Raw genomic sequence first — 13,219 nt, 5'->3', positions numbered from 1 at the left:
ATCGTCCTGCCGACCCCGCAGGGCTAACGCAGCAGAGGTTCGACCACGTCGGCACGGTTCGACCAGATCCAGCCGGACCAGCCCTCGGGCACCGCCGCGAGGTCGTCCGGCTGGTCGAACCCCTCCGACCACTCCCCCTCGCCGCCGACCAGGATCACCCGGGTGCCGGCGTCGCGCATCCGGTCGACGAACAGGTTCGGCCAGCCCCACAGCCATCGCCCGTACCGTTGCGGCAGGTGCAGTTCGGTGTTGCGGCAGCTGTCGGGGACCCGGCCGGTCCAGCCGCTGCCGAGATAGCTGACCAGGCAGTCCTTCATGATCTGGCGGGAGGTGGCGCGAACTGCGGGGAGTCTCGCCGCGACGGCGGCGACCGCGTCGTCTCCCCCGTACACCCCGATGGTCCGCAACCGCTCGGCGGGCAGCGTCGCCAGGTAGGCGGCCAGCCGCTCGCCCTCGGACGCCTCGCCGTTCTTGAGGTCGATCAGCAGCTCACGGTCCGGGAACGCGGCCACCACCTCCGGCGCCGCCGGCATCAGCCCGGCGCCCTTGCCCCGCAGCGGGAACGTGGCGCCACCGTCGGCGGTGTACCCGTAACCGAGGTCGAGGCGCCGCAGCTCGGCGAGGGTGTGGTCGCGGACCCGGCCGGTCCCGTCGGTCCGGCACTCCAGGACCGGGTCGTGGAAGACGGCGAGCTGCCCGTCCGCGGTCACCTGCACGTCGAACTCCAGCATGTCCGCGCCGGCGTCGAACGCCGCCCGCATCGACGGGAGGGTGTTCTCGATGTAGCCGTGCTCCGGCGGGTGGATCCGGCTCGCCGTGCAGGTGTCGTTCCCCACCCCGTCCAGCGGGAACGTCTGCGCGATCCCCCGGTGCGCCAGCAGCGACGGCCGGCCGCCCGCGGAACCCCACAGCGCCGAGCTGTTGGCGACCGCGAGCCCGGCGGCCACCAGCAGCACGACCCCGAACCCGACTCCCAGCCGGCGCATCCACCGCCGTGTCCGCTCACGCATCCGGACAGGATGTCAGCCCTCGTCAAGATCCCCGTCGATGTCGCGGGCCGGTAGGGTTCGCCCGTGAACGCGACGCCATCGGAGGCCACCGGTCCTCCGGGACGTGATCACCACCGCCGACCTGGCCGCGGCAGTCCTCGAGGCGCGGCGCATCGTCGGGCACGACGAACGGCTGCCGGGCTACTTTCCGGCGGACCCCGGGATATCACGCTCCGCAGCCGCCGTGCCCCGGGCTGGCGCCGATCGGCGAGTTCGGGGCCGCAGAGACCTCCGGCGGGCTGCTGCGCGACCTGACCGCGGAGGAGGGGGCGTTCGTCGCACGGCACGACTACCCGCAGGGGTACTGGCACACCGGTTTCGAGACGGTGCTGCACGACTTGGCCTAAACGGCGCGGTCGAGCAGCCCGTCGGTGGCGCACTCATGGGCGAACACCGCGGCAGCCGCCCGTACCGGATCAAGGGTCACCACGACGTCGCCGTCCGTCTCCTCGATCGCCAGGCCGATCAGGGCGAGCGACGCCGCGAACGCCCGAACGTACGCCTGCTCCCCCGACTCCGGCCCCGGCGACTCGGTCTCGTCGCGCTGCCAGGCCCGGACGGCGGCCTCGGCGACCTCTCGCGGGAGGCGGACGGTGACCGGCCCGGTCTGGGCGGCCACCTGCTCGCCGATCACGGCCAGCAGGCGGGCGTCGTCGCGGTAGCGCTGCTGCGCGGGAGTCTCAGCCATGATCACTACCGTAGCGGGCTTTGCCCGGCACGATGAGCATCGATACGGTGCCGGGCATGACCGATGACGCCGCCCGGGAACGGCTCGCCGCCGCGCTGCGGTCTCTGCCGATGCCGGAGCTGCTGGACGTGCTGGGGCGGGTGCTGCCGGAACGCGACGAGGGTTTCCCCGGCAGCCGGACCGCCCTGGTGCTCGCCGCCGTCACCGCCAACGCGGAGGTACCCGGGCTGACCATGGAGATGGTCGCCTGGCCCGGCGACGACCAAGGCGAAGACGAGGGGCTGACCCGGATCGGCAGCTGCCATCGGTGCGGGTTCGAGGTGACGTCGACGGCGAAGCATGCTTTCTGCCCGATGTGCCGTTCCGCCTGCTACCTCACCTGACACACCCCCTATCGCGTCCTAGGACTCTAGGCGTTTGCCTGCCGTACGGTGTGTCGGTTTACGCTCATGTCATGACCGTGAGCACCGCCCCCGTCACCCACCTCGCCCGGCCGCACCGGCCGGTGGTCGTGGCGGGCACTCTGGGCGAGCTGCGCGGCCCCACCACCGGCCTGGTCGAGCTGCCGTTGCGCCTCTGGTGGCAGCCGCAGCGCGCCTTCGACCTGAGCCAGCACACCATGCTCCTGTGGATGTATGAGAACGTGCTGCGTGAGGCGATCCGCGCCGAGGAGCTCCGGGCGTACCTGAACGGCGCCGTCCTGGCCCGCGTCTGGCCCGAGCTGAACCTGCCCCGCGGCGTCCGCGCCGCCTGGGAGGCCCGTCATCCCCGGTTGCGCCCCCGCCCCTGAACTGCCTGGCTGGTCGTCACGGCTGTCTCAGCAACCGCGACACAGCCCTGACGACCCGCCGGACCGCGGTGTGCCAACCTTGCCGGGTGGACGTCGACGACTTCTACCGGGACATCGCCCGGATCGCCCTCGCCGTCGCCGACAAGCACGGATTCGTGCTCGGCGGCGGCGTCGCCTGGCTGGTCAACGGCCTGGTCTCGCGCCCGACCGAGGACCTGGACCTGTTCACCGACACCGCCGGCGGGGTGGCCGCCGCGGCCGGTGAGGTGACGTTCGCGCTGACCGCCGCCGGTTACCGGGTGGTCCGCGAGGAGGGCGACGAGCTGTTCGAGGGCATGGACGCCGACATCCAGGAGTTCCTGGTCGCCGGCGAGCACCGGGCGCTGCGGCTGACCCTGTGCCGCCTCGATCGGCACCGTGCCCCGGTGGTGATGGATTTCGGTCCGGTCATGCACCTCGACGATCTGGTCGCCACCAAGGTCGCCGCGCTGGTGAACCGCCGGGAGGTCCGTGACTACATCGACGTGGCCGCCGCCCTGGAACGCTATCCCCTGGCCCGGGTCCTGGAGCTGGCGCACGCCGCCGACCCGGCGCTGGATCCGGAGGACATCGCCGACGCCGGCCGCTACCTGGATCGTCTCGACGACGCGAGGTTCCTGCTCTACGGCCTGGACCGGGAAGCCATCGACGTTCTCCGTGCCCGCCTCGCCGGCTGGCCGCGGGCATGACGGACAATGCACGCCATGAACGACGAGACCCTGCTGCGCCAGTGGTGGCAACTGCCCGACGCCACCCGTAAGGAGGTCGTGGCCCTCAGCAAGGCCCGCCGCCGGCATCCCGACCCGGACGTGGCGTGGGTCGCCTGGCGGTGGGCGGAAACGGTCCTGCCGGTCGGCGCCCCGGAACCGGGCCGCATCCGCAACATCCTCAGCGCCATCGGCTTCTGGCTGACCCTGGTGATCGAGATGGCCAGCGCCAGCGACCCGGTCGACGCGCCGAAGCCACGGTGGCTGGACCGCCGGCGTGCGCGCCGCATCCTGCGGCTGGGCCCGCCGGTCGCTTGAGACCCCGCTTCGGTACGGGTCACCGCTCCCCCGCCGGACCACGGCCGTCCCCGTGAGACGCGTCCCCTTCGATGTGTTGAGTTCGGCCGCCATGCGCGCCCCAACTCAACACGCGGGAAGTGCCGCTGCCGGAACGGGTTAGCTCGATCCGGGTACGACGCGGACCGGGTGTGCGACGACCACCGACCCGGTGACCGCAGCATCGACCGTCGATCGAACGACGGGGGTGGGCATGCTGCGGATCGCGGTGTTCGGGTCGGTTCTGCTGATGGCGCTGGTCACGTCCGGGCCGGGGAACCGGTTCTTCGTGCACCGGAAGTTCCGGAGACCCCGGCGTTACGCGTGGGCTGGTCTCGGCGCGCCGTTCGCTGTCCTGATCGGATCAGCGTTCCTGCCGGGGCCGGCGGCACTGCTGACCGATCGGGAACGCGGGTGGCTGCTCGGCGACTGGCCACTCGCGGCGGCGGTGCTGGTACCGGCGCCGGTGGTGGCGTTCGCGCTGGCGCGGCGGATCAGCCCGCCCTGGTGGAAGCGCTCGCACCGGTGGATCGCCGGCCGGGCCGTGTTGCTGCTGGGCCTCGTGGCCGGCGCGACGTGGGCGGCCGCTGCTCCGGACGTACCCCTCCGCTCGCAGCTCCTGCGGGTCTGGCTCGTCTCGCTGATCGCCACGGCCGGTTTTCTGGCCTGCTGGCGGGTGGTCGACACCGGCTACTGGCCGTTGCTGCTGCTGCGCGACGGCGCGGTCCTGCTGGTGATCGCCGGCTCGGGCGCCCTGTTGCACGGGCGGTTCGACCTGCGGGACCCCGGCCTGGCTACGCTCGCCGAGACCCTGCTGATCGGCGCGATCGCCGCGGCCGGTGTGTTCGCGCTGCTCCTGGGCGCGGTGCGGCTGCGCCGGTGGCTGCGCAAGGGGCCGCCGTCCTGGCCGTTGCCGCCGGGGATCGCGAGCTGGCCCCCGGAACCCGGCCAGGTGTGGAGCGCGGTCCTCGTCGACGAGGACGGCAACCACCAGGACCGGCCGGTCGTCGTGTGGGACCGGGCCGCCAACCACGCGACAGTGCTGCCGATCACGACCGGCGACGAGCCGGCCCGGCCCGACCAGCACCTGCGGCTGTCCCTCGCCGAATGGCACCGGGTGCTGACCACGGACGCGTGGCTGTCGCTGGAGCAGACGCCGGTGCCGTACACCGATTTCCGCAGCCTGCGCGGCGACTGCCCGGACCATTCGTGGGAGAAGCTGGGCCGCCGCCGGATCCGGGACCCGCGCCGGGCGGCGCCGTCGCTGGCCCACCGGCACCGCCTGTACGCGGCGATGAACCGGCGGGCCGGAGTGAACGCCGCGCCCTAGTCGGCGACGCCGGTGAAACCGGTGACCTTCTCCATGGTGAGCCGGACCAGCAGCTCACCGTCGACGGCGTTGCGGGCGCCGTACTCGTCGGCCCGATCGGCGCCCATGTAACGCCCGGCGATCCTGGTGGCCCAGATGCGCATCTCGTCGAGGTCGGTGCTCACGGTGGCGGTGCCACGGACGGTGACGTACGCGTACGGCGCGGTCTCCTCGTCGGCGCACACCACGGCCCGGCCGTCCCGGAGCAGCGCACGGCCCTTGACCGTGTCCGCCCCGGTGTTGAAGACCAGGTCGTCGCCGTCGAGCACGAACCAGATCGGTACGACGTGGGGGGACCCGTCGGCGCGTACCGTCGCCAGTTTTCCGGTCCGTGTGCCCGCCGTGAGGAACGCGCGGACCTCGGACTCGCTCATCGCCGTAGCCATCGGATCATTCTGCCCGAAGTCCGGCACAAACGACGGTCACCATCCGATCGAGCGATTCCGGATCGGCGACCGAATGCGCCTGGCAGCCCACCAGCAGCGCTTTCAGGTCGCTGTAGACGACGTCGCCGCGGACCGCCCCGGCCTCCTGCGCCCGCGCGAGCAGCTCCCGCAGCCTGCCGCTGATGTGATCACCGGCCGCGTCGAGGTCGTACCCGGGTCGGCCGCCTCCGCCCACTGCTCCGCCTCGGCGAGCAGGCCGGTCATCCGCTCCTGCAGGATCGCCGCGAACAGCGCTTCCTTGGGCGAGCGCGGCCAGCACCGCGGTGAGGAGGACGACGCGTCGACGGCGCATGAAACCTCCAGGGGATCGTGGGGTTCCTGCATCGTCAGTGCCGAAACATCCTCCCCACATCAGTGAAATCGCCAGCCGTCTCTTCCGATAGCGTTGCCGGGATGGACCGAGATCTCGTCACCGCCCGCGACCTCGCCGCCGGCCTGGCCGTCCAAGCGGGCCGGCTGCAACTGGACCGTCGCGACACGCTGAAGATGGGCGCTCCGAAGGCGCACGCCAACGACGTCGTCTCGGACGTCGACATCGCCAGTGAGCGCCTGATCGTCGACGCGATCGTCGCGGCCTGGCCGGACGACGCCATCGAGGCCGAGGAGGGCCACGGCAGGCCGGGTTCCAGCGGCTGGTCCTGGGTGATCGACCCGCTGGACGGCACCCGCAACTACATCAGCCGGACCGGGCCGTGGTCGGTGTGCGTCGCGCTCTACCAGGGCGAGCAGGCCCGGATGGCGATCGTGCACGACCCGGCGGCGGACGAGACGTTCAGCGCTCTCGACGGTGGTGGCGCGTTCCTCAACGGCGAGCCGATCCGGGCGTCGAGCGGGCCGCCGCTGGCCGAGGCGCTGATCGGGGTCAGCTTCCAGCCGAACCCGCGGACCAAGGACCGCGCCGGCCGGGTGATCCGGGAACTGCTGCCGAAGTCCGGGGACATCCGCCGGGTGCCGGCCGCGCTGAACCTGGTCTACCAGGCCGCCGGCCGCCTCGACGGCGGGATCGCCCTGGACACGAAACTGTGGGACATCGCCGCCGGCGCGCTGATCGCCCGGGAGGCCGGGGTGATCCTCGGCGGTCACGGCCCGGACTTCTCCACCGAGCTGACCGTCGGCGCGGCCCCGTCACTGTGGCCGGAGCTGTCCGAACAGGTCCGCGCCGTGGCCTGACGACAGCTCCCACAACCGGCGGCCGATCTCCGGGTCGGCCGCCGCCGCGGACAACCGGGCCGGGGCCGGCCGGCCCCGCAGTTCCCCCGGCCCGTCCGGCCCGTACAGCACCCCGCCCTGGGCGTCCGGGCTGGTGGCGGCGTACAGGATCGGCTCGGCGCCCCGCTCGGCGGGCTGGGCCAGCAGCGGGTTGCCGATCCGGCCGAGCAACAGCCGCCACATCGGGGTGGTCGCCGCGAACTGCAGGTTCGTCGCGCAGTACCCCGGGTGGGCGAGGATGCTGCGGACCGGGCTGCCGGCCGCGGTGAGCCGCCGGTGCAGCTCGACGCCGAACACCGCGTTGGCCAGTTTGGACCGGTTGTAGGCGGCCATCGGCGCATACCTGCCCTCGGCGAACGGCGTCCGGGCCTGCCGGTGGTTCACCGACGTCACGGTGACCACCCGGGGATCATCGCCGGCGGCCAGCAGGTCGAGCAGCAGCCCGGTGAGCGCGAAGTGCCCGAGGTGGTTGGTGGCGAACTGCAATTCCTGACCATCTCCGGTACGGGTGAACGGCGTCGCCATCACGGCCGCGTTGTTGATCAGCACGTCGATCCGGTCATGGCGCTCGTGGATCCGGTCGGCGCACTCCCGTACCGAAGCCGGGTCCGCGAGGTCCAGTCGATGGGCCTCCCCGGTGACCCGGCCGACGTCGCGCACTGCCGCCACCACCCGGGCGCCGCGGGCGGTCAGGGCACGGGTGACGGCCGCGCCGAGCCCGCCGGTGGCCCCGGTGACGACGACCGTGCGTCCACTGAGATCAGTCATGCGTCCCACTGTGCAGTTGATGGCACAGGGTGTCAACCGTTGCATCGCGTAGCATCACGGCATGAGCACGATGGCCGAACGCAAACGCCTGCTCGTCGCCGCCGAACTCCGGGACGCCGCCCTCATGCTGCTCGCCACCAGGGGTTTCGACACGGTCACCGTGGACGACATCGCGGCGGCAGCGGGCGTCTCCCGGCGCACCTTCTTCCGCTACTTCTCCTCCAAGGAGGACGTGGTCGTCCGCTGGCTGGCCGAGATGAGCGACATCGTCGTCACCGTCCTCGCCGAGCGGCCGCCGTCCGAGCCGCCCTCGGTGGCGCTGCGGCACGCCATCTGGGCGCCGCTCGCCCTCTGCGCCGACCATCCCGACCACACCGAACGCTCCCGGGTGGTGGCCCGCCTCGTCCTGGACACCCCGGCCCTGGAGGCGCGCTGGCTGGAATACCAGATCCGGGCCCGCGCGGACCTGGCCGCCGAACTCGCCGCCCGGCACGGCCTCGACCCGGACGCCGGCGTCTGGCCGCGGATGGCCGCCGGGATGGCGCTGCTCGCCCTGGACCAGGTGCTGCAGCGGTGGCAGCCGGGCGACGACGAGGCGCGGCTGGCCCGGCTCACCGACGAGGCGTTCGCCGTGATCAACCCGGCCCTGGACGCCCCGCGCCATTGACAGATGTCGATTGCAGCGCTTACCGTCGGCCGGGGAAAGCGCTTACCCGCAGCGTACGGTCGAATCCCCCGGCCAGGTGGGCAGCGGTTTTCCGCAGATCCGATCCGTCCCCCAACGGAAGGAATCCCCATGTCCGCATCATCGTTCCGTCCCCGTCGCCGCACCGTCCTCGCGGCCCTGTCGGCGAGCGCCCTGGCCGCCGGCGGCCTCACCGTGGCCAGCGCGTCCCCGGCGCTGGCCTACGAGAACAGCCCGGTCGGTTTCGCCAGCCTCAACGGCGGGACCACCGGCGGCTCGTCGTCCACCGTGGTCACCGTGACCACCGCGTCGGCGCTCAAGTCGGCGCTGAGCTCCGGCACGTCCCAGACCGTGCGGGTGTCCGGCCTGATCAGCATCTCCGGCATGTACGCGGTCGCCTCCAACAAGACGATCGTCGGCGTCGGCTCCGGCTCCGGGATCACCGGCGGCGGCCTCAACCTGGACAGCGTCCGCAACGTGATCATCCGCAACCTGGTGTTCCGCAACGCGTCCGACGACTCGATCAACGTCCAGGACGGCTCGACCAACGTGTGGATCGACCACAACGACCTGGCCAGCGGTTACGACGGCCTGATCGACATCAAGCGGGGCTCGGACTTCATCACGGTCTCCTGGAACCGCCTGCACAACCACGACAAGTCGATGCTGCTCGGTCACAGCGACGACAACGCCTCCCAGGACACCGGGAAGCTGCGTGTCACGTACGTGCACAACTGGTTCGAGGGCACCGGCCAGCGCCACCCGCGGGTCCGGTTCGCGAACCCGGTCCACGTGCTGAACAACTACTACAGCAACATCGGCTCGTACGGTGTCGCCTCCACCGAGAACGCCGGCGTCTTCGTCGAGCGCAACTACTTCGAGAACGTCTCCAAGCCCACGGTCACCCAGACCGGCGACTCGGACTCCGGCAACCTGAAGGTCCTCAACAACTACAAGGTCAACTCGGGCACGGAGGCGGTCCGCAACGGCGCGAGCGTCGCCGCGATCCCGTACTCCTACACGCCGGAGGCCAACAACACGGTCAAGGCCACGGTGACCGCGGGTGCGGGCACCGGCAAGATCTAGGCAGGCGCCCTTCTCACGGCGGTGCCCGCTCACGGTGAGCGGGCACCCCTTTTTGTGTACGCCGGGAGCACCCACCCTCCCCTTCCGCGTCTTTCGCTCACACAGCGCGACCGCCGACCGGTGAATCAGCTATGCCCAGGTGAACTTTCCCGACTTTGCTCGACGCGCCCCGCCCGAAGACCTAACGTTGACGCCGCGCAAAGATCCGGTGAACGGAAGGTTTCCGCGATGGGCGCCAGCACGCTTGACGTCATCACCAACTCCGACGGCACCATCGTGATCCACCCCCACGGCCTTCTCGACGCCGACGACGCCGCCGGCCTGCAACGAACCCTGGTCCAGACGATCCGGCACACCCGCCCCGCCCGCCTGGTCCTCGACCTGGCCGACATCCGCGAACTCGATGCGATCAACCTCGGCACCCTGGCCGCCGCCTGCCTGCTCGGCGACGACCATCAGGTCGCCGTCTTCCTCGACCACACCTCCGCGGGCCTCGCCGACCTGCTCACCGCCGCCGGTGTCCCCCTGAACCGCATCCGTCACATCCTGTAGCGACTCAGAGCCCACCCGCCACCACGCCGGCTACCGCCGATCAGCCGTGGCGGCAGGCACCCGCGGAGCACCGAACCAGTGGGAGAGCACTGCTCTCAACGAGTCCTCGTCCGCTGACCCCGGGCGGGATGACCGAACCCGATCATTCCACCCGGCGGTTCGGGTCACCGGGGGCCGCTATCGCCGAACAGGGCTGATCCCTTCGGACGAGACATCGGCGGCCTAAATGCCGCCGTCGTCGAGGTCACGCCCGGTCACGTCGATCATCAGCGTCGCCCGCAGAAACGAGCGGGCCGGCCTTCTCAGTCAGTCCCGGCAGAGGGGCCGGAGGCGGAAGGGCCAGAGGGACCAGCGGCAGAAGGACCGGCGAGGGTGGGCGCGATGACCGCGGACGCCGCGGCCAGCAGCGTGACACCTTCCTCGGCAGCGCGCATCCGCAGTTTCGGATACGCCTCCGCAGAGCCGGTCTGCTCGCCCGCGCCGAGCAGCACCAGGGCGAGCTGAATGCTCTGGCGCACCGACAGCGCCTCGGTGAACCCCGCGATCAGTTCGGCGGCGCCGGGTTCCATGGACCGCGTGCCGTCGTGTTCGCCGGGCCATGGCAGGTCCGGGTCGTACGCGGCGCCGATCCCGGCGGCCAGCGGCGCGAGCCGGTCCGGGTCGCGCCCGTACAGGTCGAGGGTGGCGATCGTGGCGCCGCTGCCGGCGAACAGCGGAACCGACATCACGCCGAGTCCCAGGTCGGCGGCCGTGTCGCGGAAGCCCGGCCAGATCATGGTGCCGCTGCTGGACCGGCAGGCGTCCGCCGGCCCCATGCTCTCCTGCGCGGCCCGGGCCACGCTGTCGACGCCCTGCACCAGTTCGCCGCCCGCCGCGACGAGGCAGGTGCCGTCGTCGGGCCGCCGGACGATCGCCGCATAGTCGACGGCGGCGATCCGGTCGGCCGCCAGCCGGGCGACCTTCTGCAGGTCGTCGGCGATGCCGGGCACGTCGTCAGGTGTCTCGGCCAGTGCTGTCAGCGCCTCGGCCAGCGGCTGCCGCACACGAGTCGGAGTCTGCGTCATCGTGCTCCTCCCCCATTCGAAAACCATCACGACTGCGTACGGTATTACCCCGTTTAGCGGCTTTTCACACGATTGTTGATCCGTTGCCGCCGTCCCTGAGCCTTTCCCCGGCTCGGCCCGGTCAAGCGCCGTACCCCCACCGGATCATCGCGTGGTCGCCCGCGGAACGATCTGCCACGCGTGCCGGAACGAGGTGACCGTGGCCCGCCCCAGAGCCACCCGGGCACAGTGGGCCCCCTGGTCACGCAGCGATTGGGCGACGGTGGTCAGGCCCGCCGGCGCGGCGGTGTCGCTGTCGTCCCAGCCGGTGACGGCCAGGTCGGCGGGCACGCGCACACCGAGCGTGGCGGCGGCACGCAGAGCGCCGAGCGCCAGTTCGTCGCTCATCGCGGCGATCACGTCCGGTGGCTGGTCGCCGCGCAGCAACTCGAGGGTGAAGCGTTCACCCTCGGTGATGTCGTTGACCGGGCACACCGCCAGCCGCAGCCCGCCCGCGGGGTGACCGGCGCCGGTCCAGGCGTCCCGGAAACCTTCCCACCGATGCCGGGTCACCGGGAACCGCACCTCGCCGATCCGGTCGCCGGGCAGCAGCACCCGCGCGCGGTCCCGGTCGAGCGGGAAGCCGAGCACCACCGGCCGGCGGGCGCCGGCGAACGCGGTGCGCCCGGCCTCGGCGGCCGCGGCCCGGTCGTCGATGCCGACCACCGGCAGGCCGGGCCGGCCCGGGCCGGCGTGGATCACCGCGGGCAGGCCGGTGGCGGTGACGGCGGCCAGGACCGGGTCGTCGTCGCTGGTGGTCCAGACGACGAACCCGTCCACGGCGGCCTGGGCGACGCGTTGCGCGTCGGACGGCGCGCCATTGATGGGTACGAGGGTGAGCCCCACCCCCTCCGCCGCGCACACGTCGGACACCCCGGCGAGGAATCGGGCGGCCTGCGGATCGTCGAAGGCGTAGCTGAGCCGTTCGCCGAGCACGACGCCGAGGGAACCGGCCCGGCCGCGGCGCAGGGAACGGGCGCCGGGGTGCGGGCCGGGGTACCCGAGGCGGTCGGCGGCCTCCCGTACCTTCGCCGCGGTCTCGGCCGACACCCGGTCCGGCTGCGAATAGGCGTAGGAGACCGTCATCGGCGAGACTCCGGCGGCCGTGGCCACGTCGCGCATGGTCGGTCGCGGTCTCGGGTTGCCGGTGGCGCGGGTCATGGCGCACACTCTACTTGTGTATCGATACACAGAGACTGCGGCGAAGCCGTTCCACCGGGACGCGGCAACCGTCCTGTCGTACGCCGCCCTGGGCAGCTACACCTTCTGGCTGTACGCGTTCGGCCCGGCCGTCACCCTGCTCCGCGACGAGCTCGGTTTCTCGTACACCGCAGTGGGCTTTCATTCGGTGTCGTGGTCGTTGGGAGCGGCACTGGCCGGCGTCCTGTTCGCCCCGGCCGCCCGGCGCCTGACCCGGGGGGCGCTGCTGTGGGGCGCGGCGCTGGCCACCGTCGGCGGGGCGGCCCTGTTCACCATCGGCCCGTCGGTGCCGGTCACGCTGGCCGCGGCGGCGCTGTTCGGCCTGGCCGGCACCATGATGCTCACCGTCATCCAGGCGATCCTGTCGGACCGGCACGGCCCCCGCCGGGACCGGGCGCTGACCGAGGCCAACATCGGCGCCGGCGCGTCCGCGGTGATCGCCCCGCTGGTCCTCGGCGCGTTCGCGGCCGGTGTGCTGGGCTGGCGGGCCGCGTTCGCGGTGCCGGTCGTGGTGCTCGCCGCGCTGTGGCTGAGGTACCGGCGGATCAGCCTGCCGCAACCGTCCACCGCCCGCACGACCGGCCGCACGACCGGCCGCCTGCCCCTCGCGTGCTGGCTGTTCGCCCTGCTCACCGCGGTCGGATCGGCCGTCGAGTTCTGCCTGGTCTACTTCGGCCCGCAGATGCTGGTCGCGGCCGGCATGTCCGCGGCCGCCGCCGGCACCGCGCTGAGCAGCAACTACCTGGGCATCCTGGTCGGGCGGGTGGTGGGCGCCCGGCTCACCCGCGGCCAGGGCCGCACCACCCCGCTGCTGTACGGGTCCCTCGCGCTGACCACCGCCGGCTCCACCCTGTTCTGGCTCACCGGCCTGCCGGCGCTCGCGGTGACCGCCCTGTTCCTGTGCGGCGCCGGCATCGCCAACCTCTATCCGCTGGGCCTCGCCCTCACCCTGGACGCCGCCGGTGACCAGGAGGATCTCGCCAACGCCCGGTCCCAGGTGATCCTGGGCCTGGTCGCCGCCGCCTCGCCGTTCCTGCTCGGCACGCTCGCCGACGCGTACGGCCTGTCCAGCGCCTTCGCCCTGCTACCGGCCCTGGTCGTGCTGTGTGTGCTGCTGCTGTGGTCCGGCCGCCGAGCCGTCACGACCGGATGAGCTGACTTCCTGGCCGGCGGCCGACACGAGGCGCGGCGT

Annotated in this window: 17 protein-coding genes; 10 read left to right on the top strand and 7 right to left on the bottom strand. The window is 72.2% G+C overall.

The genetic code is table 11. The features are described 5' to 3' along the window. Positions 1 to 23 precede the first annotated feature (23 nt). Entirely contained in the window at positions 24 to 1,010 is a 987-nt protein-coding gene (locus tag ACZ3II_RS33930; RefSeq protein WP_465523030.1) for a glycerophosphodiester phosphodiesterase family protein, read from the bottom strand. Positions 1,011 to 1,392: 382 nt separating this feature from the next. Further along, complete coding sequence (locus ACZ3II_RS33925) at positions 1,393 to 1,737, bottom strand: hypothetical protein (RefSeq protein WP_465523028.1); 345 nt, start codon at positions 1,735 to 1,737, stop codon at positions 1,393 to 1,395. Positions 1,738 to 1,793: 56 nt separating this feature from the next. Between ACZ3II_RS33925 and ACZ3II_RS33920 the strand changes: the two genes are divergently transcribed. The 5 genes from ACZ3II_RS33920 (at position 1,794) to ACZ3II_RS33900 (ending at position 4,939) form a co-directional block, all read left to right on the top strand. Next, on the top strand, positions 1,794 to 2,120 hold the full coding sequence (locus tag ACZ3II_RS33920) for a hypothetical protein (RefSeq protein WP_465523026.1): 327 nt from the start codon (positions 1,794 to 1,796) through the stop codon (positions 2,118 to 2,120). Positions 2,121 to 2,191: 71 nt separating this feature from the next. After that, positions 2,192 to 2,527: a hypothetical protein gene (locus ACZ3II_RS33915; RefSeq protein ID WP_465523024.1), complete on the top strand. Its 336-nt coding sequence runs from the start codon at positions 2,192 to 2,194 to the stop codon at positions 2,525 to 2,527. Between the two features lie 86 nt (positions 2,528 to 2,613). Beyond that, positions 2,614 to 3,255: a nucleotidyl transferase AbiEii/AbiGii toxin family protein gene (locus ACZ3II_RS33910; RefSeq protein ID WP_465523022.1), complete on the top strand. Its 642-nt coding sequence runs from the start codon at positions 2,614 to 2,616 to the stop codon at positions 3,253 to 3,255. 15 nt (positions 3,256 to 3,270) lie between these two features. Further along, positions 3,271 to 3,591: a hypothetical protein gene (locus ACZ3II_RS33905; RefSeq protein ID WP_465523020.1), complete on the top strand. Its 321-nt coding sequence runs from the start codon at positions 3,271 to 3,273 to the stop codon at positions 3,589 to 3,591. Positions 3,592 to 3,781: 190 nt separating this feature from the next. Beyond that, complete coding sequence (locus ACZ3II_RS33900) at positions 3,782 to 4,939, top strand: hypothetical protein (RefSeq protein ID WP_465523018.1); 1,158 nt, start codon at positions 3,782 to 3,784, stop codon at positions 4,937 to 4,939. Here the strand turns inward: ACZ3II_RS33900 and ACZ3II_RS33895 are convergent. Both ACZ3II_RS33895 and ACZ3II_RS33890 read right to left on the bottom strand, forming a co-directional pair. After that, positions 4,936 to 5,364: a PPOX class F420-dependent oxidoreductase gene (locus tag ACZ3II_RS33895; RefSeq protein WP_465523016.1), complete on the bottom strand. Its 429-nt coding sequence runs from the start codon at positions 5,362 to 5,364 to the stop codon at positions 4,936 to 4,938. The genes ACZ3II_RS33900 and ACZ3II_RS33895 overlap by 4 nt on opposite strands. Before the next feature lie 4 nt (positions 5,365 to 5,368). Continuing rightward, the gene (locus ACZ3II_RS33890) at positions 5,369 to 5,716 is read right to left on the bottom strand and encodes an SbtR family transcriptional regulator (protein ID WP_465523014.1); all 348 of its coding nucleotides are present in this window, start codon (positions 5,714 to 5,716) and stop codon (positions 5,369 to 5,371) included. A gap of 101 nt (positions 5,717 to 5,817) precedes the next feature. Here ACZ3II_RS33890 and ACZ3II_RS33885 point away from each other — a divergent pair, with 101 nt between their 5' ends. Then, on the top strand, positions 5,818 to 6,594 hold the full coding sequence (locus tag ACZ3II_RS33885; RefSeq protein ID WP_465523012.1) for an inositol monophosphatase family protein: 777 nt from the start codon (positions 5,818 to 5,820) through the stop codon (positions 6,592 to 6,594). Here ACZ3II_RS33885 and ACZ3II_RS33880 read toward each other — a convergent pair. Continuing rightward, a complete protein-coding gene (locus tag ACZ3II_RS33880) occupies positions 6,550 to 7,401 on the bottom strand; it encodes an SDR family NAD(P)-dependent oxidoreductase (protein ID WP_465523011.1) in 852 nt (283 codons plus the stop codon). The genes ACZ3II_RS33885 and ACZ3II_RS33880 overlap by 45 nt on opposite strands. 61 nt (positions 7,402 to 7,462) lie before the next feature. Between ACZ3II_RS33880 and ACZ3II_RS33875 the strand changes: the two genes are divergently transcribed. The 3 genes from ACZ3II_RS33875 (at position 7,463) to ACZ3II_RS33865 (ending at position 9,724) form a co-directional block, all read left to right on the top strand. Continuing rightward, positions 7,463 to 8,068, top strand: a complete 606-nt coding sequence (locus ACZ3II_RS33875) for a TetR family transcriptional regulator (RefSeq protein WP_465523009.1) — start codon at positions 7,463 to 7,465, stop codon at positions 8,066 to 8,068. A 129-nt stretch (positions 8,069 to 8,197) separates the two neighbouring features. After that, positions 8,198 to 9,172: a pectate lyase family protein gene (locus ACZ3II_RS33870; RefSeq protein WP_465523007.1), complete on the top strand. Its 975-nt coding sequence runs from the start codon at positions 8,198 to 8,200 to the stop codon at positions 9,170 to 9,172. A gap of 228 nt (positions 9,173 to 9,400) precedes the next feature. Next, positions 9,401 to 9,724: an STAS domain-containing protein gene (locus ACZ3II_RS33865; RefSeq protein ID WP_465523005.1), complete on the top strand. Its 324-nt coding sequence runs from the start codon at positions 9,401 to 9,403 to the stop codon at positions 9,722 to 9,724. A gap of 302 nt (positions 9,725 to 10,026) precedes the next feature. On the opposite strand, the gene ACZ3II_RS33860 is transcribed toward ACZ3II_RS33865, so the two are convergent. Next, positions 10,027 to 10,788: a hypothetical protein gene (locus tag ACZ3II_RS33860; RefSeq protein WP_465523003.1), complete on the bottom strand. Its 762-nt coding sequence runs from the start codon at positions 10,786 to 10,788 to the stop codon at positions 10,027 to 10,029. A gap of 144 nt (positions 10,789 to 10,932) precedes the next feature. Continuing rightward, positions 10,933 to 11,988: a LacI family DNA-binding transcriptional regulator gene (locus ACZ3II_RS33855; RefSeq protein ID WP_465523001.1), complete on the bottom strand. Its 1,056-nt coding sequence runs from the start codon at positions 11,986 to 11,988 to the stop codon at positions 10,933 to 10,935. Positions 11,989 to 12,004: 16 nt separating this feature from the next. Between ACZ3II_RS33855 and ACZ3II_RS33850 the strand changes: the two genes are divergently transcribed. Continuing rightward, on the top strand, positions 12,005 to 13,180 hold the full coding sequence (locus ACZ3II_RS33850) for an MFS transporter (protein ID WP_465522999.1): 1,176 nt from the start codon (positions 12,005 to 12,007) through the stop codon (positions 13,178 to 13,180). Positions 13,181 to 13,219: the final 39 nt, after the last annotated feature.

The organism is Actinoplanes sp. NPDC019969, from assembly GCF_055562375.1.
The sequence above is the reverse complement of the archived record's forward strand: the minus strand, read 5'-3'. Positions and strand labels throughout refer to the sequence as shown.